This is a genomic window from Streptomyces sp. NPDC049837 (assembly GCF_040674455.1).
Lineage (GTDB): Bacteria > Actinomycetota > Actinomycetes > Streptomycetales > Streptomycetaceae > Streptomyces.
The window spans coordinates 363,312-385,683 of sequence record NZ_JBFAMP010000003.1 but is presented as its reverse complement, the minus strand read 5'-3'; the positions used below and the strand labels follow the sequence as shown (position 1 = coordinate 385,683).

The 22,372-nt window shown below is 72.1% G+C and carries 15 protein-coding genes; 7 read left to right on the top strand and 8 right to left on the bottom strand.

What is annotated here, in order from left to right; genetic code table 11:
• Positions 1-11 precede the first annotated feature (11 nt).
• Positions 12-2,981 carry an FxSxx-COOH system tetratricopeptide repeat protein gene (gene fxsT, locus AB0J57_RS09635; protein ID WP_366127485.1) on the top strand — a complete coding sequence of 990 codons (2,970 nt, stop codon included), beginning with the start codon at positions 12-14 and terminating at the stop codon, positions 2,979-2,981.
• Positions 2,982-3,057: 76 nt separating this feature from the next.
• Here the strand turns inward: fxsT and AB0J57_RS09630 are convergent, their stop codons facing one another.
• The 4 genes from AB0J57_RS09630 to AB0J57_RS09615 all read right to left on the bottom strand — a co-directional run bounded on the left by AB0J57_RS09630 (position 3,058) and on the right by AB0J57_RS09615 (position 9,760).
• Complete coding sequence (locus tag AB0J57_RS09630; protein ID WP_366127484.1) at positions 3,058-6,906, bottom strand: multifunctional oxoglutarate decarboxylase/oxoglutarate dehydrogenase thiamine pyrophosphate-binding subunit/dihydrolipoyllysine-residue succinyltransferase subunit; 3,849 nt, start codon at positions 6,904-6,906, stop codon at positions 3,058-3,060.
• Between the two features lie 259 nt (positions 6,907-7,165).
• Positions 7,166-8,248 (bottom strand): ATP-binding protein, encoded by a 1,083-nt coding sequence (locus AB0J57_RS09625; protein WP_366127483.1) that lies wholly within the window; start codon positions 8,246-8,248, stop codon positions 7,166-7,168.
• On the bottom strand, positions 8,245-8,982 hold the full coding sequence (locus AB0J57_RS09620; RefSeq protein ID WP_366127482.1) for a response regulator transcription factor: 738 nt from the start codon (positions 8,980-8,982) through the stop codon (positions 8,245-8,247). The genes AB0J57_RS09625 and AB0J57_RS09620 overlap by 4 nt, the downstream gene beginning before the upstream one ends.
• 82 nt (positions 8,983-9,064) lie before the next feature.
• On the bottom strand, positions 9,065-9,760 hold the full coding sequence (locus tag AB0J57_RS09615; protein WP_366127481.1) for a spermidine synthase: 696 nt from the start codon (positions 9,758-9,760) through the stop codon (positions 9,065-9,067).
• A 225-nt stretch (positions 9,761-9,985) separates the two neighbouring features.
• On the opposite strand from AB0J57_RS09615, the gene AB0J57_RS09610 reads away from it, so the two are divergent.
• From AB0J57_RS09610 to lon, 3 genes are all read left to right on the top strand, one after another.
• On the top strand, positions 9,986-10,645 hold the full coding sequence (locus AB0J57_RS09610) for a rhomboid-like protein (protein WP_366127820.1): 660 nt from the start codon (positions 9,986-9,988) through the stop codon (positions 10,643-10,645).
• A gap of 169 nt (positions 10,646-10,814) precedes the next feature.
• Positions 10,815-11,372 (top strand): hypothetical protein, encoded by a 558-nt coding sequence (locus AB0J57_RS09605; RefSeq protein WP_366127480.1) that lies wholly within the window; start codon positions 10,815-10,817, stop codon positions 11,370-11,372.
• Between the two features lie 203 nt (positions 11,373-11,575).
• Complete coding sequence (gene lon, locus AB0J57_RS09600) at positions 11,576-13,996, top strand: endopeptidase La (RefSeq protein WP_366127479.1); 2,421 nt, start codon at positions 11,576-11,578, stop codon at positions 13,994-13,996.
• A gap of 126 nt (positions 13,997-14,122) precedes the next feature.
• Here the strand turns inward: lon and AB0J57_RS09595 are convergent, their stop codons facing one another.
• Together AB0J57_RS09595 and AB0J57_RS09590 are read right to left on the bottom strand one after the other, a co-directional pair.
• Positions 14,123-14,911 carry a trypsin-like serine protease gene (locus AB0J57_RS09595; RefSeq protein WP_366127478.1) on the bottom strand — a complete coding sequence of 263 codons (789 nt, stop codon included), beginning with the start codon at positions 14,909-14,911 and terminating at the stop codon, positions 14,123-14,125.
• Between the two features lie 30 nt (positions 14,912-14,941).
• Entirely contained in the window at positions 14,942-15,931 is a 990-nt protein-coding gene (locus tag AB0J57_RS09590; RefSeq protein WP_366127477.1) for a helix-turn-helix domain-containing protein, read from the bottom strand.
• A gap of 150 nt (positions 15,932-16,081) precedes the next feature.
• On the opposite strand from AB0J57_RS09590, the gene AB0J57_RS09585 reads away from it, so the two are divergent.
• A complete protein-coding gene (locus AB0J57_RS09585) occupies positions 16,082-18,889 on the top strand; it encodes a M4 family metallopeptidase (RefSeq protein WP_366127476.1) in 2,808 nt (935 codons plus the stop codon).
• Positions 18,890-18,956: 67 nt separating this feature from the next.
• On the opposite strand, the gene AB0J57_RS09580 is transcribed toward AB0J57_RS09585, so the two are convergent.
• On the bottom strand, positions 18,957-19,775 hold the full coding sequence (locus AB0J57_RS09580; RefSeq protein ID WP_366127475.1) for a lysozyme: 819 nt from the start codon (positions 19,773-19,775) through the stop codon (positions 18,957-18,959).
• Between the two features lie 219 nt (positions 19,776-19,994).
• Here AB0J57_RS09580 and AB0J57_RS09575 point away from each other — a divergent pair, with 219 nt between their 5' ends.
• Both AB0J57_RS09575 and AB0J57_RS09570 read left to right on the top strand, forming a co-directional pair.
• A complete protein-coding gene (locus tag AB0J57_RS09575; RefSeq protein ID WP_366127474.1) occupies positions 19,995-20,459 on the top strand; it encodes a MarR family transcriptional regulator in 465 nt (154 codons plus the stop codon).
• A gap of 69 nt (positions 20,460-20,528) precedes the next feature.
• Positions 20,529-21,443 carry a hypothetical protein gene (locus AB0J57_RS09570; RefSeq protein WP_366127473.1) on the top strand — a complete coding sequence of 305 codons (915 nt, stop codon included), beginning with the start codon at positions 20,529-20,531 and terminating at the stop codon, positions 21,441-21,443.
• A 33-nt stretch (positions 21,444-21,476) separates the two neighbouring features.
• Here the strand turns inward: AB0J57_RS09570 and AB0J57_RS09565 are convergent, their stop codons facing one another.
• Positions 21,477-22,253 (bottom strand): hypothetical protein, encoded by a 777-nt coding sequence (locus AB0J57_RS09565; RefSeq protein ID WP_366127472.1) that lies wholly within the window; start codon positions 22,251-22,253, stop codon positions 21,477-21,479.
• Positions 22,254-22,372: the final 119 nt, after the last annotated feature.

Genomic DNA, 22,372 nt, shown 5'->3' with positions numbered 1-22,372 from the left:
GAGACCTCCGCATGACCGAAGACTCCCAGCACATCACGGTGGTCTTCGCCGGACAGAGCGAACGCTGGGCCGCCTGGGTCGACGAGGAACTCCTGACCGCGGGCTTCCGCACCGAACTGGTCCGCTGGGACCCGCTGCGCCGCCCGCCGGAAGGCTCCGCGCTCACCGGGCTGCTCGCCGCGCCGGGCCGCGTCCTGCTCATGCTGGACGACTGGTACCTCCGCTTCGACTCCGGCCGCTACCGCGCCTGGGCCGACGTCCTGCGCGACGTCGTCCCCGCCCACCGCGACCGGTTCGCCGCGCTCAGCGTCACCGCCCGCCCGCTGCCCGAGGCCGCCCGGGCACTCGACCCGGTGGAGCTGCGCGGCGTGGGCCGCGACGAGGCCAGGCGCCGGCTGCTCGGCCTGTTCGGCGTCACCGTGCCCCGCACCACCGGAGTCGCCCTCGAACGCCGGCGCCGCTTCCCCGACGACCTGCCGCCCGTGTGGAACGTCCCCCGCCGCAACCGCGGCTTCACCGGCCGCCGGGAGACCCTGGAGCGGCTCCGCGCCCTGCTCACCGAGGGCCGGGGCGGCGGCACGTCGATCGTCGCCGTGCACGGGCCGGGCGGCGTCGGCAAAACGCAGATCGCCATGGAGTACGCGCACCGGTACGCGGGCGAGTACGACATCGTCTGGTGGGTCCGCGCCGCCTCCAGCACCACCGCCCGGGAGAACCTCGCCGCCCTCGCCGGCGAACTCGGCATCCGGGACGGCGGCGAACTCGGGCCCCTCATCGACGCCGTGCACCGCGCCCTGCGCGCCACCGACCAGCGCTGGCTGCTCGTCCTCGACGCGGCCGAGGACCCCGACCGGCTGGCCGGCCTGCTCCCCGAGGGCGACGGCCACGTCCTCATCACCAGCCACCGGCAGTCCTGGTCGTCCCACGGGGCCGAGCTGATCGAGGTCCCCCGCTTCGAGCGGGTCGAGAGCGTCGCCTACGCCTGCCGGCGCGCCACCCGGCTGACCGAGCAGGAGGCCGACCGGCTCGCCGACGCCCTGGAGGACCTGCCGCTGCTCATCGACCAGATGGCCGCCTGGCTGGACGCCCACCCGACGACCCCGGTGAGCCGGTACGTGGCGGAGATCCGCGACGGCAGCCCCAGCGTCTTCGGTGTCGTGGCGGGCGGCGACGAACCACGGCCCTTCCAGGCCGTGTGGGCCATGGCCGTCAACACCCTCCACGAGGACGCCCCCGAGGCCCACGAGCTGCTGAAGCTGCTCGCCTACTTCTCCGCCGACGTCGTCCCCGTACGCCTCCTCCAGTCCGCGCGCTCCGCCGACCTGCCGCCGCACCTGGCCCGCATGGCGTCCGAGCCCAGTAGCTGGAACTCCGCCCTGCGCACCCTGTCCGAGTCCACCGCCATGTGGCTGGAGTACGAGACCGGCCCGCAGGCCGACACGCTCACCGTCGGCACGCTGCGCATGCACCGCCTCTTCCACCGCTTCGTCCGCGACAGTCTGCCGCCCGAGGACCGCAAGTACGCCTCCCAGACCGCCTGCCGCGTCCTGGTGGCCGCCGACCCGCGCGAGCCCACCCAGCCCCAGCACTGGACCCGGTACGCCGAGCTCATCCCGCACCTGGAGCCCTCCGGCGCGCTGGAGTCCGACGACGAGGACGTCCGCACGCTGGTCCTCAACTGCGTGGAGTACCTGCGGATGCGCGGCGAGGCCGAGGAGGGCCTGCGCATCACCGGCAAGGCGCTCGGGCACTGGTCCGCCGCCTCCGGCCCCACCGACGGCAAGGTGCTGGTCATGGCCCTCCAGCACGCCAACATGCTGCGCGTCATGGGCCGTTACGCCGACGCCGAGGACACCGGCCGGGCCATCCTGCGCGACCTCGCCGCCGCCGGGGCCGACGGGCGGGGCGTCGAGACGCTGCGCGCCGTCAACGGCCTGGGCGGCACCCTGATGGCGCTCGGCAAGTACGACGAGGCGAGCGGCCTGTACCAGCGCTCAGCGGACGACGCGGCCGGGCTCCTCGGCGACCGGGTACCCCTCACCCTGCGGCTGCGCACCAACCTGGCCACCGCCCTGGGGCTCCAGGGCCGGTACGAGGAGTCCCTCGCCCTGCACCGCGAGGTCCTCCGGGCCCGGGTCGCCGTGCACGGCGGAAAGAACCAGCTCACCCTGCTCTCCGCCCTGAACACCGCCTGGGTGCTGCGGCTGCTCGGCCGGTACGGTGAGGCGCTCGCCATCCAGGAGCAGAACAGCCGGCTGCACCGCCAGGTGCTCGACCGCGACCACTCCCAGACCCTCCAGGCCGAACACAACCTCGCGCTGTGCATGCGCCGGGAGGGCCACCTGCCCTACGCCCGCGCCATGATGCGCTCGGTGCTGGAGCGGCTGGTCCGCAGGCGGGGCCGGCACCACCCGGAGACGCTGCTGGTCTCCTCCGACTACGCGATGCTGCTGCGGGGCGCGGGCGAGCCGGAGCAGGCCCTCGCCCTGGCGGAGCGGACGGCCAAGCTGTACGCCGCCCAGCTCGGCAAGGGCCACCCGTACGCGATCGGGGCGCGTGACAACCGCGCGCTCGTCCTCCGCGACCTGGGCGAGCACCGGGCGGCGCACGCGCTTGCGGAGGAGACCCTGGCGCGGATGAACCGGGCGCTCGGCCCGGACCACGTGTGGAGCCTCGGCTGCGCGATGAACACCGCCGGGGCGCGCGCCGCCACCGGCGACGTGGCGGGCGCGGTGGCGCTCGGCCGGGACGCCCTGGAACGGGCCCGGGCGCGAGTGGGGGAGGACCACGTCCTGACGGTCAACCTCCAGGCCGGGCTGGCGCTGGACCTCAGGGCGGCCGGCGCCGCGGAGGAGGCCGGCCGGCTGGAGCGGGACGCGCTGCGGCGGCTCACCGCCACCCTCGGCGACGACCACCCGCAGACCCGGTACATGCGCGACGGCCTCCGCCCGTACTGGGACTTCGAGCCGCAGCCGTACTGACGGCGCGTGTACGCCGGAGGGCCCGGCCCGCGTCACAGGGACGCGGGCCGGGCCCTCCGGTTCGTACGACCGCCGGTCAGGCGTCGAAGACCTCGTTGACGAGCTGGACCTGCTCGGCCTGGTGGCGCTTGGCCGAGCCGACCGCCGGGGACGAGCTGTGCGGCCGCGAGATGCGGCGCAGGCGCTCACCGTGCGGGATGTCGGCGCCGACCGCCAGGTCGAGGTGGTCGATCAGGTTGAGCGCGATGAACGGCCAGGCACCCTGGTTCGCCGGCTCCTCCTGGGCCCAGATGTACTTCTCGGCGTTCGGGTACTTGGCGATCTCGGCCTGGAGCTCCGCACCCGGCAGCGGGTACAGGCGCTCCAGGCGGATGATCGCCGTGTCCGTGACACCGCGCTTGACCCGCTCGGCCTCCAGGTCGTAGTACACCTTGCCGGAGCAGAAGACGACCTTGCGGACCGCGTTCGCGTCCACCGAGTCGTCGCCGATCACCGGACGGAAGCCGCCGGTGGTGAACTCCTCCGCCTTCGACGCGGCCGCCTTCAGACGCAGCATCGACTTCGGGGTGAAGACGATCAGCGGCTTGTGGTGCGGGTTGTGCACCTGCCACCGCAGGAGGTGGAAGTAGTTCGACGGCAGGGTCGGCATGACGACCGTCATGTTGTTCTGCGCGCAGAGCTGGAGGAAGCGCTCCGGGCGGGCCGAGGAGTGGTCCGGGCCCTGGCCCTCGTAACCGTGCGGCAGCAGCAGCGTGACGCCGGAGGTCTGGCCCCACTTCTGCTCGGCCGAGGAGATGAACTCGTCCACGACGGTCTGCGCGCCGTTGACGAAGTCACCGAACTGGGCCTCCCACATGACCAGCGACTCGGGCCGCGCGAGGGAGTAGCCGTACTCGAAGCCCATCGCCGCGTACTCGCTGAGCAGCGAGTCGTAGACGTTGTAGCGGGCCTGGTCGTCGGAGAGGTACTGGAGCGGGGTGTAGTCCTCGCCGGTCTCCTGGTCCACCAGCACCGCGTGGCGCTGGCCGAAGGTGCCGCGGCGGGTGTCCTGGCCGGCGAGCCGGACCGGGGTGCCCTCCATCAGCAGCGAGCCGATGGCGAGGGTCTCGCCCATGCCCCAGTCGATCGTGCCGTCGTCGATGGAGGCGGCACGGCGCTGGAGCTGCGGCATCAGGCGCGGGTGCACCTTGATGCGGTCGGGGATGTTGACCTGCGACTCGGCGATCCGCTTCACGACCTCCTGGGAGACCGCGGTGGTGACGGCGACCGGGAACTCGGCCCGGGCGTCCGGCACGTGCGCCGGGCCGGGCTGCGAGGTGGCCTCGCGGACCTCCGCGAACACCTTTTCGAGCTGGCCCTGGAAGTCCTGGAGCGCCTGCTCCGCCTCTTCCAGCGTGATGTCGCCGCGACCGATCAGCGACTCGGTGTAGAGCTTGCGCACCGAGCGCTTCTTGTCGATCAGGTTGTACATCTGCGGGTTGGTGAACTGCGGGTTGTCGCCCTCGTTGTGACCGCGGCGGCGGTAGCAGATGAGGTCGATCACGACGTCCTTGTTGAACGTCTGGCGGAACTCGAAGGCGAGCCGCGCCACGCGGACCACGGCCTCCGGGTCGTCGCCGTTCACGTGGAAGATCGGCGCCTCGATCATGCGGGCCACGTCGGTCGCGTACATCGACGAACGCGACGACTCCGGGGCGGCGGTGAAGCCGACCTGGTTGTTGATGACGATGTGGACCGTGCCGCCGGTGCGGTAGCCGCGGAGCTGCGACATGTTGAGCGTCTCGGCGACGACACCCTGGCCCGCGAAGGCCGCGTCACCGTGCAGGGCGACGGGCAGGACGGTGAAGTCCGTGCCGCCCTTGTTGATGACGTCCTGCTTGGCGCGGACGACACCCTCCAGGACCGGGTCGACCGCCTCCAGGTGGGAGGGGTTGGCGACCAGCGAGACCTTGATCTGCTCGCCGTCCAGGCCGGTGAAGGTGCCCTCGGCGCCCAGGTGGTACTTCACGTCGCCGGAGCCGTGCATCGACTTCGGGTCGAGGTTGCCCTCGAACTCGCGGAAGATCTGCGCGTACGACTTGCCGACGATGTTCGCCAGGACGTTGAGCCGGCCGCGGTGGGCCATGCCGATGACGACCTCGTCCAGGCGCGACTCGGCCGCGGAGTCGATGACCGCGTCCAGCAGCGGGATGACGGACTCGCCGCCCTCCAGCGAGAACCGCTTCTGGCCGACGTACTTGGTCTGGAGGAACGTCTCGAACGCCTCGGCGGCGTTCAGCCTGCGCAGGATGCGGAGCTGCTCCTCGCGCTCCGGCTTGGAGTGCGGACGCTCGACGCGGTCCTGGATCCACTTGCGCTGCTTGGGGTCCTGGATGTGCATGAACTCGATGCCGGTGGTGCGGCAGTACGAGTCGCGCAGCACGCCGAGGATGTCGCGCAGCTTCATCATGGACTTGCCGCCGAAGCCGCCGACCGCGAACTCCCGCTCCAGGTCCCAGAGCGTCAGGCCGTGCTCGGTGATGTCCAGGTCGGGGTGCTTGCGCTGGCGGTACTCCAGCGGGTCGGTGTCGGCCATGACGTGGCCGCGGACCCGGTAGGAGTGGATCAGCTCGAAGACGCGCGCGGCCTTGGTGACGTCGTCGTCGTGGGACGCGTCGATGTCCTTGAGCCAGCGGACCGGCTCGTAGGGGATGCGCAGCGACTCGAAGACGTCGTCGTAGAAGCCGTTCTCACCGAGGAGGAGGTTCGCGACGATACGGAGGAACTCGCCCGACGCGGCACCCTGGATGACCCGGTGGTCGTACGTCGAGGTGAGGGTCATCACCTTGGAGATGCCCAGCTTGTTCAGCGTGTCCTGGGAGGTGCCCTGGAACTCGGCGGGGTAGTCCATCGAGCCGACGCCCATGATGACCGACTGACCGGGCATCAGACGCGGCACGGAGTGGACGGTGCCGAGGCCGCCGGGGTTGGTCAGCGAGACGGTGACGCCGGTGAAGTCGTCCATCGTCAGCTTGTTGTTGCGGGCGCGGCGGACGATGTCCTCGTACGCCTGCCAGAACTCGAAGAAGCCGAGCGTCTCGGCCTTCTTGATGCCCGCGACGACCAACTGGCGCTCGCCGTTCGGCTTCACCAGGTCGATCGCCAGGCCGAAGTTGACGTGCTCCGGCTTGACCAGGACCGGCTTGCCGTCCTTCTCCCCGTAGGAGTAGTTCATCGACGGCATGGCCTTGATGGCCTGCACCATCGCGTACCCGATGAGGTGCGTGAAGGAGATCTTCCCGCCGCGGGCGCGCTTGAGGTGGTTGTTGATGACGATGCGGTTGTCGAACAGCAGCTTCACCGGGACGGCGCGGACGGACGTGGCCGTCGGCAGCTCCAGCGAGGCGTTCATGTTCTTCGCGACCGCGGCGGCCGGGCCGCGCAGCGGCACGTACTCCGGACCGGAGGGGGCCTCCGCGGCAGGCGTTCGCGCGGCGTCAGCCGCTCCGGTGGAGCCGGTGCTTGCACCGGGCTTGGCGGCGGGCTTGGCGGGCGCGGCGGCCGGAGCCGGAGCGGCGGCGGGCGCGGGCTGCGCGGCGGGGGCCTGGGCCGGGGCCTGGGCGGCGGGGGCGGCAGCGGCCTGTGCGGGTGCCGCTGCTGCCGGCTTCGCCGGGGCCGGGGCCTGGGGCGCGGGCTGCGCCGCAGCCCCCGCGGCTACGGCACCCTCGCCCGCGGGCTTGTCCGCCGAGCCGGACGCGGCGCCCGGCTTGTAGTCGGCGAAGAAGTCCCACCAGGCACGGTCGACCGAATTCGGGTCCTGGAGGTACTGCTGGTAGATCTCGTCGACGAGCCACTCATTGGCACCGAACGCGGCGGCGGGGTTCGAAGGCCCCTGCCCGTCTTGGTCGGTCGAGACGCTTGGGTTACTGGGGGACTGAGACGACACGGCGGCAACCGCCCTCTTCCGCTTCACAAGGTGATGGACAGCGGAAATAAAGGCTACGCCTCCCCGGCCGGGACGTGCAGACCGGGCGTGCCATCGTCGCGTAGATCACATCCGGAGACGTGTTTCGGCGCAGGAAATGGCGGGAAACAAGCGTGGTTGCCTTGCGTATGGGTAGGGGGCAGCGCGGCTGCGCCCCTCGATGGTGCACACCCCTTGACCGGCAACACGCAGAACGCGTGCTTCCGGTTCGAACCCTACGTCAACCGCGCGGCTGAGGGATCCCTGGAAGGGTGACCTGAATGCGGCATCCACGTGCGGATTCGGCCACCCCGATGCGCCCGCCGTGCAGATCGACCGCCCAGCGGGCGATCGCCAGCCCCAGTCCCGTACCGCCGTCGCTGTCCGGGCCGTGCGGCGAGGGGACGCTGCCCCGGTTGAACCGCTCGAAGACCTTGTGCCGCTCCGACTCCGGGATGCCCGGCCCCTCGTCCAGCACTTCCAGGTCCAGTGACTCCGGCAGCGGCCCGCGCCGGGCCCGCACCGTCACGCGGCCGTGCGGCGGGGAGTGCTTCACGGCGTTGTCGATCAGGTTCGCCACCACCTGGTGCAGCCGCTCGCTGTCCGCGTGGGCGGTCAGCTCGGGCGGCGATACGTCCAGGTGGAGGTGGACGTCCGTACGGCTGTGGCTGCCCGACCCGGAGCTGAGCCCGCGCTGCGCGGCGGCCAGGTTGGCCTCCTTCAGCACCCCGGACAGGTACGGCCACACCTCGAAGCGCCGCGACCGGAGCGGTACGACACCGTTGTCGAGCCGTGACAGATCCAGCAGCGTCTCGACCAGCCGGCCCAGCCGCTCGGTCTGCTTCAGGGCGGTGCGCATGGTCTCGGGGTCGGCGGCGGAGACGCCGTCCACCACGTTCTCCAGCACCGCGCGCAGCGCCGCGATCGGCGTGCGCAGCTCGTGCGAGACGTTGGCCACCAGCTCCTTGCGGTGCCGGTCCACCGCCTCCAGGTCGTCCGCCATGCGGTTGATCGTGGAAGCCAGGTCGCCCAGCTCGTCGCGGCGGTCGGCGCCACGGACGCGGCGCGTGTAGTCACCGTGCGAGATGGCCTTGGCGACCGTGTTCATCTCATCCAGCGGCGCGGTCAGGCCGTGCGCCACGAACTGGGTGATCAGCAGTGTGGCGATCACCGAGAAGACGGTGATGAAGCGCAGCTCGGTCTCCGTGCGCAGGGCCACCATCAGCAGGCCGGTCGTGATGAAGACCGACACGACGACGAGGGTGCCCAGTTTGGTCTTGATCGAGATCGAGACCGAGCGCAGCCGGGACCGGAGCGATCTCATGGCGCGGGCGTCTCCAGTGCGTAGCCGACGCCGTGCACCGTACGGATCCGCTCGGCGCCGATCTTGCGGCGCAGCGCCTTGATGTGGCTGTCCACGGTCCGGGTGCCCGACGCGTCCGCCCAGTCCCACACCTCGGCGAGGAGCTGCTCGCGGGAGAGGACCGCGCGGGGCGTGTTCGCCAGGCAGACCAGCAGGTCGAACTCCGTCGGCGTGAGGTGGACGTCGTCGCCCTTGACGCGTACGCGCCGCTGGGCGTGGTCGATCTCCAGCTCGCCGAGGCGCAGGATCCCGCTGCGGGGCGTGACGGCGGCCAGCGCCGCCCGCTCCACCCGGCGCAGCAGCACGTGCACCCGGGCCGCGAGCTCCCGCATCGAGAACGGCTTGGTCATGTAGTCGTCGGCGCCGACCCCGAGGCCGACCAGCATGTCGGTCTCGTCGTCGCGGGCCGTCAGCATCAGCACCGGCACCGGCCGCTGGGCCTGGACCCGGCGGCACACCTCAAGGCCGTCGAAGCCCGGCAGCATGACGTCGAGCACCATCAGGTCGGGCTGCCACGCCTCGGCGGCGTCCACGGCCGCCGGGCCGTCGGTGGCCGTCTGCACCAGGAAGCCCTCGGCCCGCAACCGGGCGGAGATGGCCTCGACGATGGTGGTGTCGTCCTCGACGACCAGCACTCGGCGCTGTGTACCCGGCGCGACCGCCGTACCGGTGTGGCTGGTGTGTGTCTGCTCCATCGCCCCGCCCCTGTCGCGTCCTGCGCGAGCGTGTAGATCCGTGTGTTCGGTCAGCAGCGTAAAGGCACCGACCGGGTCCCGGCTACGCAGGGCGAACGGCGAGGTGGACCACGTCCGGTACGCCCCGGGCAACCGGGACCTCTTCGGTTCTTACCCCGCTGAACCCGGCATTCCGCAATGACTCTTCGAAATCGGCGGACGGCTGGGCGGACCAGACGGCGAGGACTCCGCCGGGGTTCAGCCGGGCCGCGCAGGCCGCCAGCCCGGCCGGTGAGTAGAGGCTGTCGTTGTCCTCCGTGACGGTCCAGTCGGGGCCGTTGTCGATGTCCAGGCAGAGCGCGTCGAAGGTGTCGGGGGAGCTGCGGACGTACTCGACCAGGTCGCCGTGGACCAGCACCGTGCGCGGATCGGCGAGCGCCTCGCCGGAGATCCGGGCCAGCGGCCCCTCGCGGTGCCAGTCGATGATCGCCTGTTCCCGCTCGACGACCGCGATGCGCCCCCAGGCCGGCTCGGCGGCCGCGTGCGCGAGCGAGAACCCGACCCCGAGCCCGCCGACGAGCACGGCGGGGTGCGGGCGCGCCCCGAGCGCCGAGAGCGCGGCGTCGATCAGCAGCCGCTCGGACCGGCCGTCGGAGGTGTCCATCAGGAAGGTGCCGTTGGCGATGATCTCGAAGTCCTCACCGCGCCGGCGCAGCACCACCTCGCCGTACGGTCCCTCGCGGCGGTCGAGCGTCACGGGCGTTGTCGCGGGCGCGGTCACGGGTGTCGTCACAGCCATGATCCTCAGCCTAGCGAGGAGCGGGCCGGTCGCTGTGACCTATGTCATGGACGTGATCGCACATGATCGCGTTGGGTGGGAGCAGGGTTGATCCGGGGGTGTTGTGCAGGGGGTTTGTCGACAGGGAAGGGCGGCCTCGCGGTGCACCAGCTCCGGACGCGCGGGACGAGTGACGGCGTCGAGCTGCTGAAGGGCATCCCGAGCCAGCGCACGGCCACCGCCTCCGTGGCCCCCGCGGTGTCCGCTCCCGCCCGTACGCCCGCTCCGTGGCGGCGGGCCGCGCGGCTGCTGCCCACGCCCACCGGCACGCCGTTCACTTTCGGTTACGCCCTGGTCCTGGTCGCCACCTCGCTCTTCGCCGAGTACGGCGACCCCGGGACCGTCGCGGAACTGCTGCACGCCTCCAGTACCGACGTCGCCCACCTCTCGCGTACGCCGCTGCTGGTGCTGGTCGCCAGCGCGCTGTGGGTGGCGGGCGGGCTGTTCTCGCCGTACGCGATCGGGTTCGTGTTCGTGCTGACGGCGCTGGAGCGCCGGATCGGGGCGTGGCGGGCGGCCGCCGTGTTCCTGGTGGGACATGTGGTGGCGACGCTCGCGACGGAGATCCCGGTCGCGCTGTCCGTGCTGGCCGGGCACCTGCCGGACACGTCCCTGCACCGGCTCGACTACGGCATCAGTTTCGGGCTGATGGCGTCCGTCGGCGCGCTGGCCGGGCTGCTGAACCCGGTGGCGCGCGGGATCGTGCTGGCGTGGGTGTCGGTGATGCTGCTCCAGGACCTGGTGGCGTTCGAGGACCCGCTCACCAATTGGGGGCACCCGCTGGCGCTGGCGATCGGCGTCGGCTGCTGGCCGCTGCTGCGGCGCACGGGGTGGCCGCGCTCCTGAGCCCGTACGCCTCGTACGCCTCGAACGCCTCGTGCGTCCCGTGCGGTCGGCCCCACCCGCTTGCCTCGCCAAAGTGTGACAAATAGTGCATATGTGGTCACGCGCTGCTTCACTGACGCCGGGTGGCCGGTCGCGGCGCCCTCTTCGCCCGAAGGAGAGAGAACACAGCATGAAGATCACGAGCAGCACCCTGAAGCGGCTGGCCATCCCGGCCGTGGTCGCGGGTCTGGCACTTCCCCTGGTGGTCGCCTCACCGGCGTCCGCGCAGCCGGCCGCCTCCACGGTGGTCCGGAGCTTCGGCACGGTATCGGTCAGCGCGCGCGACGGCGGGAACACGGGGGACGTGGCGAACGACGTCCGCTTCTTCGCGTCGGGAACCTTCCTGCACGTCGAGGACGACAACGGCATCACCGCCGGTCCGGGGTGCAGTCAGCTGAGCCCCACGGTCGCCAGGTGCGGCACGCTCTCAGGTGTGACCCGGCTCAGCGCCACCCTTCGCGACGGTGACGACGAGGTGGACGTGGAGGTCGCCCGCAACGCCACGATCGACGCCGGTTCCGGCAGCGACGACGTGACGACCAGCTCCGGCAGCGACACGATCAACATCAGGGACGGTGGCGGCGGCGACGTGGTCGAGAGCTGCGGCGGCGGGTCGGACACCGTCTTCATGGACTCCGTGGGCGACCAGGCCGCGGCGAACTGCGAGTTCGTGAACGACCAGGACTGAGCCCGCTCCATACTTCCGGCTCGCCGCCCCCGCCCGGGGCGGCGAGCCGGAGGCGTTTCGGGGTCGGGGAAGCTTCGCGCGGCTCGCGGGCCCGCTCCGGGGTGCGAAGAGGTGATCGCTCACAGCGAACAGGGTCGGGGAACACTTCGGCTGTCATAAGCATTGAGTGTGTACAGCTCAACTTGACTGCCGAAGGGGAGATCATGGCTTCGACGTCCACACCGCTCACCCTGCCCGTGCTGCCCCTCGACGACGAGGTCGTGCTGCCCGGGATGGTGGTGCCGCTGGACCTGTCCGACACCGAGGTGCGCGCCGCGGTGGAGGCCGCCCAGGCGGCCGCCCGGTCCTCCGGGACGCAAGGGGGCAAGCCCAAGGTGCTGCTGGTGCCGCGCATCGACGGGACGTACGCGGGCATCGGCGTCCTCGGCACCGTCGAGCAGGTCGGGCGGCTCTCCGACGGCGACCCCGGCGCGCTCATCCGCGGCCGTGGCCGGGTGAAGATCGGCGCCGGAACGACCGGCCCCGGCGCCGCCCTGTGGGTCGAGGGCGCGACGGTCGAGGAGACCGTCCCCGACCCGCTGCCCGGCGCGGTCACCGAACTCGTCAAGGAGTACAAGGCGCTGGCCACGAGCTGGCTCAAGAAGCGCGGCGCCTGGCAGGTCGTGGACCGCGTCCAGCAGATCGACGGCGTCTCCGCCCTCGCCGACAACTCCGGCTACTCGCCCTTCCTGACCGTGGCCCAGAAGGTCGAGCTGCTGGAGACCGAGGACCCCGTCGCCCGGCTGAAGCTCGCCACCGAGCAGTTGCGCGACCACCTCGCCGAGCAGGACGTCGCCGAGTCCATCGCCAAGGACGTCCAGGAAGGCGTCGACAAGCAGCAGCGGGAGTTCCTGCTGCGCCGCCAGCTCGAAGCCGTCCGCAAGGAGCTGCGCGAGCTCAACGGTGAGAAGGAGGGCGAGGAGTCCGACGACTACCGCGCCCGCGTCGAGGCCGCCGACCTCCCCGAGAAGGTGCGCGAAGCCGCCCTCAAGGAAGTCGACAAGCTGGAGCGGTCCAGCGACCAGAACCCCGAGACCGCCTGGATCCGCACCTGGCTCGACACGGTCCTGGAAATGCCGTGGAACGAGCGCACCGAGGACAGTTACGACATCAAGGGCGCCAAGGAGGTCCTGGACGCCGAACACGCGGGCCTGGAGGACGTCAAGGAGCGCATCACCGAGTACCTGGCCGTGCGCAAGCGGCGCGCCGACCGCGGCCTGGGCGTCGTCGGCGGGCGGCGCGGCGGCGCCGTGCTCGCGCTGGTCGGCCCGCCTGGCGTCGGCAAGACGTCGCTGGGCGAGTCGGTCGCGCACGCGATGGGGCGGAAGTTCGTGCGGGTCGCCCTCGGCGGCGTACGCGACGAGGCGGAGATCCGGGGCCACCGGCGTACGTACGTGGGCGCCCTGCCGGGCCGGATCGTGCGGGCGATCAAGGAGGCCGGGTCGATGAACCCGGTGGTCCTGCTCGACGAGATCGACAAGGTCGGCTCCGACTTCCGGGGCGACCCGGCGGCCGCACTCCTCGAGGTCCTCGACCCGGCGCAGAACCACACCTTCCGCGACCACTACCTGGAGGTCGAACTCGACCTGTCCGACGTGGTCTTCCTCGCCACCGCCAACGTCCTGGAAGCCATCCCCGAGGCGCTGGCCGACCGGATGGAGATCGTCCGCCTCGACGGCTACACCGAGGACGAGAAGGTCGTCATCGCCCGCGACCACCTCCTGCCCCGCCAGTTGGAGCGGGCGGGCCTGGAGAGCGGCGAGGTGACGCTGGACGAGCCGGCGCTGCGCAAGCTCGCGGGCGAGTACACCCGTGAGGCGGGCGTGCGGAACCTGGAGCGGTCCATCGCCCGGCTGCTGCGCAAGGTCGCCGCCCAGCACGAACTGGGCGAGCGGGAACTGCCCGCCACCATCGGCGAGGGCGACCTGCGCGGACTGATCGGGCGCCCGCACCACGTGCCCGAGTCCGCCCAGGACCCGGCCGAGCGCCGCACCGCCGTGCCCGGTGTCGCCACCGGACTCGCGGTCACCGGCGCGGGCGGCGACGTCCTGTTCGTCGAGGCGTCGCTGGCCGACCCGGAGACCGGCGCGGCCGGGCTGACGCTGACCGGCCAGCTCGGTGACGTGATGAAGGAGTCCGCGCAGATCGCCCTGAGCTTCCTGCGCTCCCACGGCGCCGAACTGGAGCTGCCCGTCACCGGCCTGAAGGAGCGGGGCGTGCACATCCACTTCCCGGCGGGCGCGGTGCCCAAGGACGGCCCGAGCGCGGGCATTACGATGACGACCGCGCTGGCGTCGCTGCTGTCCGGGCGGCTGGTCCGTACGGACGTGGCGATGACCGGCGAGGTGTCACTGACCGGGCGGGTGCTGCCCATCGGCGGCGTGAAGCAGAAGCTGCTGGCCGCGCACCGGGCGGGCATCACGACCGTGATCATCCCCAAGCGGAACGAGGCGGACCTGGACGACGTCCCGGCCGAGATCCTCGACAAGCTGGAGGTCCACCCGGTCACGGACGTCCGCCAAGTCCTGGAGCTCGCCCTCTCCCCGGCGACGACGGCCGCGTCCGCCGAACCCCTGGCGGCCTGACCCGCCACGCGGCCGTATCGGCCGGCCCGCCGCCCGGAACCCCGCCGCGCCCCGCTCGCACGGCGGGGCTCCGGCGCGCCGCGGTGCCTGGCGCCGCCTGCGCCGGGGGCCCCGCCCACTGAGGCGTTACGCGCCCGAGGCCTTCACCGCGCGGTCGTACAGCGTGCGCGCCGCCGCGTCGAAGAGGACCGCCGTCGACTCCGTGTCCGTGTCGCCGCCGCTGAGGACGCCGATCAGGCGGCCGTCCGCGAGCCAGGGGCTGCCGCTGGTGCCGTCGAAGAAGCCGGCGCACTCCATCACCATCGAGCCGGCCAGGTCAGGGTCCCGCCGGGTGTCCGTGGTGCACGAGATGGGGCCGTCGGCCGGATTGTGGTCCTTGTTCGGGTAGCCGGTCACCGTCACGCGCCGCTCCGGGCCCGACGCCCAGTCGGGGCGCGCCGCGCCCACGACCTGCTGCACCTGGCGGCCACGGGCGTCCGGCTCCAGCGTGAGGAAGGCGTAGTCGTGGGCGTCCGCGTCGTCGCCGGCGGCCTTCCACGCGTCGGCCACCTGCACCGTACCGACCTTCCACGTCCCGTACGGGCGGGCGTCCCCGCGGAACCCGGGCGCGAACGAGAAGTCCGTGCTCGCCGCCCCGTCCGCGTACACACAGTGCGCGGCGGTCGCGACGACATTGCCCTTCGGGCTGTCCACCACGCTGGCGGTGCACCAGTGGCCGTCCTCGTCGAGGAGCACCCCGACCGACGGCAGCCCCGGGGACGGCGCCGCCGAGCGCTGCGGTGCCGCCGACGGGGCCGGCGCGGCCGCGCCGTCGGCCACCGCCTCCGGGCGCGGGGCGGAATGGGACGGCCCCCCGCACGCGGTGGCGGTGGTCACGACGGCGGCGATCCACAGCAACGGTCTCTTGCAGCGCATAGGGCCCATCCTTGCCCACGGGTGCGCCGCTCAGTCATCCAGCCATCCCCGCGACGACGCCTGGGCTCCCGCCTGGAACCGCGTGCGGGCGTTCAGCGACTCCAGCAGCCGGCTGATCCGCCGCCGCGCCGTGTGCACATGGACGCCCAGGCGGCGGGCGATCGCCTCGTCCTTCAAGCCCGCCGCCAGCAGCGCCAGCAGCTCCCGTTGCGGTCCGGGCAACACACCGGGCCCGTCCCTCTCCACGCCCAGCGGCGCGGCCCGTTCCCACACCGCCTCGAACAGCGGCACCAGCGCGCCGCACAGCAGCCCGTCGCCGATCACGAGCGCGGACGCCCGCGGACCGGCGGCGTCCACCGGCGGCAGCAGCGTGACGCGCCGGTCCACCGCGACCAGTTGCGCCGGAACGCCCCCGGCGACCCGTACCCGCAGTCCGCGCTCCACCAGGCCGGTCAGCGCCCGCGTCCGCCCCGGGTCGGTGAGCCCGGCCCGGTCCAACACCGCGCGCACCTCCACGCCACGGGCCAGCAGCGACTCGACGTCCAGCGCGGTGAAGGGCGGCCCCTCCAGGCTCCGGTCCAGGATGAGCACCTCCCGTCCGGCGCCGTCCAGCAGTTGCCCGGCCCGCTCGGTGAGGGCCCGGCGCCCCGTCACCACCTCGACGCGCCCGCGCCCGTCCCCCTGGGCGCCGGCGTCCCCCGCGAGCCGGTCGGCGGCCAGCCGTAACCGTGCCAGCTCGGCCGACTTCAGGTGCAGTTCCGCCTGCCGGCGGTGGATGAGCGTGCGGATCGCGGCGGCCGGCGCCGCCGGGTGCGGCAACGCGCCCTCGTGGGACGGATCGGGCGGCCGGGCGAAACCGTGCTCGACGAGCCGGTCCAGCGCCGCGTCCAGCCGCTCGCGCGGCAGGTCCAGCAGTCGCGCCAACTCGTCCGCCCCGTCCGCCTGTTCCTTCAGCAGCGCCTCGTAGGCGCGCTCCTCGGTCCTGCCCAGGCCGAGAGTGGTCAGTTCTCCCTGGATCATGCGTCGGATTCTCACTCCGTCTTCACAGGCCACACAAGTGTGCGTGTCCACTTCTCAACCCCCCTCATCCGTTGCCGCGTTCGACCCGGCACGGCTTGCATGGCCATGACCACCTGAACGGCTGACCAGCACGTGGGAGGGGTACGGACTGTGCGTAAACCCAGCACGCCCGGCACGACCGGCCGGCATCCGGCGAGATCCGGCATACGGGCGGGGGCCCGGGCGGCGGCACTGCTCGCCGCCGCCGGGCTCCTGATCACCGCGGTTCCGGCCTCGGCGGCGACCCCGCCGGCCGCCGAACCGCCCGCCGACGTCATCCCGGGGGCGCGCACCGCGACCCCCGCGCTCGTCGACGGCATCCGGGAGGCGGCGGACGCCAAGGCGAGCCCGGCCGACGCGGCGCGGAAGCACCTGGCCGCCAAGGAGAGCCGCTACAAGATCGCCGAACCGGGGCGTGATCTCGCCCCCGTACACACGCTGAAGCGCGGCGCGGAGGAGACCGTACGGCTCCAGCAGAAGCACCGGGGCGTGCCCGTGCTCGGCGGGCAGTACGTGGTCCGGATGGAGACCAAGGGCGGCGAACGGGTCGTCACCGGCACCTCCGGCAAGTACTTCACGGGCCTGACGACCGGGGTGCGGCCGACCGTGGCCAAGGACGTGGCGGTACGCCGCGCGGTCGCCGCGACCCTGGAACGGCTCGGCGGCCACCGGCTGGCGCTCAAGGACGCCGAAAAGGCCACGCCGCTGCGCGGCACCGCCGGGGACCTGGTGGTCATCCCGCGCGGCGAGGGCGTGCTCACGTACCACGTGACCGTACGCGGTACCCACCCGGTGACCGGCGCACCGGTGCTCCAGCACGTGTACATGGACGCGCGGGCCGGTTTCCCGGTGCTCCAGTTCAGCGGCATCAAGACGATCGCGCCGCCGAAGGCCGGGACGGGAACGGCCGCGAAACAGGCGGGTGACGCCCCGCACCCCGGGACCGCCGGCAGCGGCACGCTGCTCAACGGCGCCCAGGTGGACCTCAACGTCCGCCAGGCGGCGGCCGACCGGTACGTGCTGGCGGACCACGCCCGGATGGCGGCGGGCAGCAAGAACGCCCTCACCACCTGGGACGCCCGCGACAAGGACGTCTTCGAGGTGGTGGGCGGCTGGCCGGCCGACCTCAAGGAGTTCGGCTCGCCGACCGCGCGGTTCGGCAAGGAGGCCACCGACGCGGGCGCGGTCGACGCGCACTGGGCGGCCGGGCAGGTCTACGACTACTACAAGGAGCGCCACGGCAGGGACGGCCTCGACGGGCGCGGCTCGGCCGTCAACTCGCTGGTGGGCGTGACGGAGATGGGCCTGCCGTACGTCAACGCCTTCTGGGACGGCACCAAGATGGTGTACGGCTCCGGCGACGCGGACTACAAGCCGCTCTCCGCCGACCTCGACGTGGTCGGCCACGAGATGACGCACGGCGTCGTCGAGAACAGCGCCAACCTGGTGTACGCGGGCCAGTCCGGCGCCCTCAACGAGGCCGTCGCCGACTACTTCGGCAACGCCATCGACGTCACGCGGTCCGGCATGGCGATGGACCACCCCGACGCGGGCCTGATCGGCGAGGACCTGTGCCGCGCGACGGCGCCCCGTGCCTGTGCGTTCCGCGACCTCAACGACGGCGCCACGACGTCCAAGAGCTTCCTCGGGGCCACCTTCGGCACCGACAACGGCGGCGTGCACCTCAACTCGACCATCTTCTCCGGCGCCCTGTGGGACATGCGCCAGGACCTGGGCGCAGAGCTGGCCGACAAGATCGTGTACAAGGCGCTGACCGAGTACATGACCCCGCTGGACGGCTTCACCGATGGCCGCAACGCGGTCCTCGCCGCGGCGAAGGACCTGGGCGTCACCGGCCAGCGGATGAACACCGCCAAGCGGTCCTTCAACGCCCACGGCATCGTCGCGGGCTGGGAGGAAGCCCTGGGCGTCGACTCCGACGAGCTGTTCGGCAAGCTGAACATCGCCGGCACCGGTGTGCAGGCGGGCGGCGGCTGGTGGACGGTCTCCAAGTCCAACGACGACGGCACCGAGCCGTACTCCGTCTACGCGGGCCGCGCCGACGGCAAGGGCAGCCCGAGGCTGATGAGCCCCAACGACGGCCGCTACCACGTCTACCCGGCGACGGACGGCAAGACCGTCGTCTGGGCGGCGTACGGCGCGACGAGCGTGGACATCCTGTCCCGGCCGATCGCGGGCGGGCCCATCAAGACGCTGTACTCGTCCACCACCTCCGACGTCGCCGGACTGCGGACCGAGAACGGCGTGACGGTCTTCGAGACGCTCGGGCTGTTCTCCCGCCACGTCGTCCACCTGCGCGCGGGTGACCGCGAGCCCACGTACGTGGACGGTGGCGGCGAGGACGTCCTGACCGGGCTCCCGTCGATCTCGCACGGCAGGATCGCGTACGCCAAGCTCTACCCGGAGGGCGGCGAGTACCGGCTCGGCGTGGAACTCCTGGACCTGAAGACCGGGAAGAAGACCATGACCGAGCGGCTGGACGAGCCGCAGACCCTGGGGCAGACCGCCCTCAACGGCAGCCACGTCTTCTGGCTCACCGACGAGAACATCGCCGACGACGGCCAGATGGGCATCCGCCGCGCGAACGTCGACGGCACCGGCTCGTACGACATCAGCGGCGAGGGCAAGCCGGGCGCCCTGATCGCCAACGAGCTGACGGTCTCCGAGTCGGCGGTCACGGTCAACGCCTCCCTGCCGGACACCGCGTACCGCAATGAGACCCTGCCGAAGAACTGGCAGCTCACCACCGACGGCACCCGCAAGGAACGCGTCTCCTGCAACCGCGGCGAGCAGCTCTCCCCGGCGGCGCTCGAAGGTACCCGGGTCGTCTGGATCGACGGCACGACGGGCTGGACGAACCTCGTGACCCGCTCCCGCCCGGCCGGCCTCTGCGGCTGAGACCACTTCCCCTGGGGAACCCTCCGGCGCCCGTCCGCGCCGGGGGGTTCCCGTACTCGTCGGGCGGTCAGCCGTTGGCGAGGGCCTGGAGGCGGTCGTAGGCGCCGTTGAACTTGTTGTGGTCACCGACGATCGGGCCCGTGGAGGTGTACTGCCACATCGTGTAGTACGTCCAGCCGGCCGGCAGTTCGCCCACCGTCGTGTTGTAGCGGGCCACCCACAGCGGGCTGGAGGCGCCGAAGCCGCTGTAATTGCCCGTGCACTGCTTCCACCAGCTCGTGGCCGTGTAGATCACCGCGTCCCGGCCCGTGCGGTACTTGTAGCGGTTCAGGAAGTCGCGGAGCCAGCTCACCATCGCCGACTGGCTCTTGCCGTAGCAGGCCGCCCCGTACGGGTTCCACTCGATGTCCAGCGCGCCGGGCAGGGTCTTGCCGTCGCGCGACCAGCCGCCGCCGTTGTTGACGAAGAAGTCCGCCTGGGCGGCTCCCGTCGTGGTGTCCGGTGTGGCGAAGTGGTACGCGCCCCGGATCATGCCGATGTTGTAGGAGCCGTTGTACTGCTGGGGGAAGTACGGGTTCTTGTAGTACGTCCCCTCGGTGGCCTTGACGTAGGCCCATTTCACGCCGCTGTTCCACAGGGCGGCCCAGTCGACGTTGCCCTGGTGGCTGGAGACGTCCACGCCTTCGGTCTGGACGGCACGGTTGTCGGGCGGCAGGCCGCCGACGCCGTCGTGGGCGGCGACGCCCATGCCCATGTACGCGGTGCCCCGGGCGGGTGGGGCGGGCGGCTTGCGGGCGGCGGTCGCCGCTCCCGGGAGGGCGAGCGTGAGCAGGAGCGGGAGGAGGGCCAGGGTCGCGAGGAGCGTGACGGATCTGTGCACGGGCATGGCGTGCCTCCGAAGGCCTCGGTGGGGGTGGAGCGCGGGGATGGCGGCATGTGTGGCGTGAACATGCCATGCATGACGCTACGCACGTAGAACCGGCCCGTGGAAGAGGGGCTCCGTGCCGCCGTTGGTCTATGCCTGCGAAATACTGGGCGAGCTGCGGCAATGGCCCGCCGCCGAACACAACTTTCAGAGCCGGGAAAGCGCGCGAGGGGTGCTGACGTGCAGGAAAGCCGTACGGGGAATGACGCCGAAGTCGACGAGGAATTCCTCGCCCTGGAGCGTGAATTGGCGGTCTTCCTGCGCCGCGCCCGCGCCTCGTCCGGCGAAATGGCCCGCGAGGTCCACCCCGAACTCGAACCCGCCGCCTACGGTCTCCTGGTCCGCCTGGAGGAGGCCGGCACCCAGCGCGCCACCGAACTCGCCGCGTACTTCGGCGTCGGCAAGGCCACCATGAGCCGCCAACTGCGCGCCCTGGCGGACCTCGGGCTCGTCGCCCGCGACCCCGACCCCGCCGACGGCCGCGCCTCCCTCGTACGCCTGACCGACGAGGGCCGCGGCCGCTTCCGCCGTGTGCGCGACGCCCGCCGCGCCCGCTACGTACGCAAGCTCGCGGGCTGGGACCGCGCCGAGGTCGCCGAGCTGGCCCGGCTGCTGCACCAGCTCAACACCTCGGCCGAGAGCTGACCACATTTTGCGAAGTCGATAACCGGCCGACGGTGGCCGGAAGCGCACCCTCCCCTTCATCATCGACCGATGATCAAGAACGTTCTCGGCGCCACCCTCGCGGGGGCCGTCCTCCTCACGTCCGCCACAGCCGCCCATGCCCGTGATCACGAGACCGACTGGCAGCGCGTCGGCGACGGCATCACCTCGGGCATCAGCGGGATCGCCGTCGACGGCGTACACCACGGCACGGCGGACCTGCTCGCCGTACGCGACAACAAGAAGCCCGGCGAGAACCGGCTCGTCGCCCTGCGCCACCGCCCGGGCGCCCAGCCGCGGCAGCGGCCCGTCGCCTGGGCCGGGGAGCCGGCGGTGGACCTGGAGGCGATCGACGCCGTACCCGGCCGACCGCACGAGTACGTCGCGCTCGCCAGCCGTGGAACGGCGTACCGCATCCACTGGGAGCAGGGGCAGGACACCGCGCGGGTCCTGGCCGCCTTCGCCGTGCCCGGCGGCTCCCCGGACGACAACTACGAGGGGTTCGCCCTCACCGCCACCCGGGGCGGGGAGATCATCGCCGTATGGGCCGACCGGGGCCAGGACGACCGGCCCGCGACGCTGTCCGCGGCGGAATGGGACCCGCGCGACAACACCTTCGGCGAGCGGACCGCCGCGGAGTTCCGCGTGCCCTACCCCGCCCAGGACGTCCGGCACATATCGGATGTGGAGGTGTCGGCCACCGGCCGCGTGACGGTCTCCTCCGCGTCGGACCCGGGCGACGACGGCCCCTACGACTCGGCCCTCTTCGACGCGGGCCGGGTGACGGCTGGCCACGGTGGCCGCGTCCACCTCGCCGTCCACCGCTCACCGCACCGGCTCGCCACGTTCCCCGGCCACAAGATCGAGGCCCTGGCGTGCCTGCCCGGCTCCCGCGAGGGCGTCGTGGGCACCGACGACGAGAACGACGGCGGTGCGGTCACCACCACGGACATCTGCCGCCCGTGACCGAGTGACCGGGGGGCGGCGCCCTCAGAGCCCTCAGAGCTCGACGTGCACCACCGTCGCGTCGTCGTGCCGCTTCCAGCGGTACGCGTACGAGGGCGACGCCTCCAGCTCCCGCACCCGGGAGATCAGCCCGCGCGGGCCCTCCTCGCTCACCACCGCGAAACAGTCGGCCCAGTCGCCCCTCTTGAACACCTCGGTCCAGCGCGTCGCCCCGTCCGTCATGGCGACCAGCGCCCGCACCTCGGCCGACGGGACGCTGCCGGTGACCGCGCGGGCCGCCACCGACGGATCGGCCGCGGCCGTGAAGAAGCCGCCCTCCCTGTTCCGCACGGTCGCGTCCGTGACCGCGTGCGACGCCAGCGAGCCGGGCGGCAACCGGTCGAGCCGGTCGTCCAGCACCGCTCGCACCGCCCCCTCCGGCGACCGGAGCAGCAGCACCGAGTCGGCCAGCACCAGGTACTCGACGCTTTCCGCGTCCCAGCGCGCCACGACCACCGTCGCCTGAGGCGTACGTACGTGAGAAAGGTCACACGTGTCGCGGTGGGCATCCGCGGTGCGCCGAATTGCCTCCGACAGAATCTCGGCCATCGTCAGGTCGGGCCGGGAACCGGACAGTTCGGTCAAGGCGCCACCGAGCCTCGCCGTGAACCAGGGGACCGAGTGCACACAACCGTCATCGTCGAGCGGGGGTGTCACCCCGTCCAGCACCACCAGAGTGCCGCCCTGGCCGGACGCGGGAACCGCCACGGAAGCCCAGTCCTCGTTGGGGCGTTGCGGTGTGCCCGGCACGGAGGAGATCTCGCTGCGCATGCGCCCCAGTCTGCATGACTCCTTCACGCGGCCCACAAAGGGCCGGAATTGGCCTGTACCAGCAGGCCGGAAGGGGGTAGGAGCCGGAATCCGGCCCTCCGGCAAGGTGCGGGCGCGCA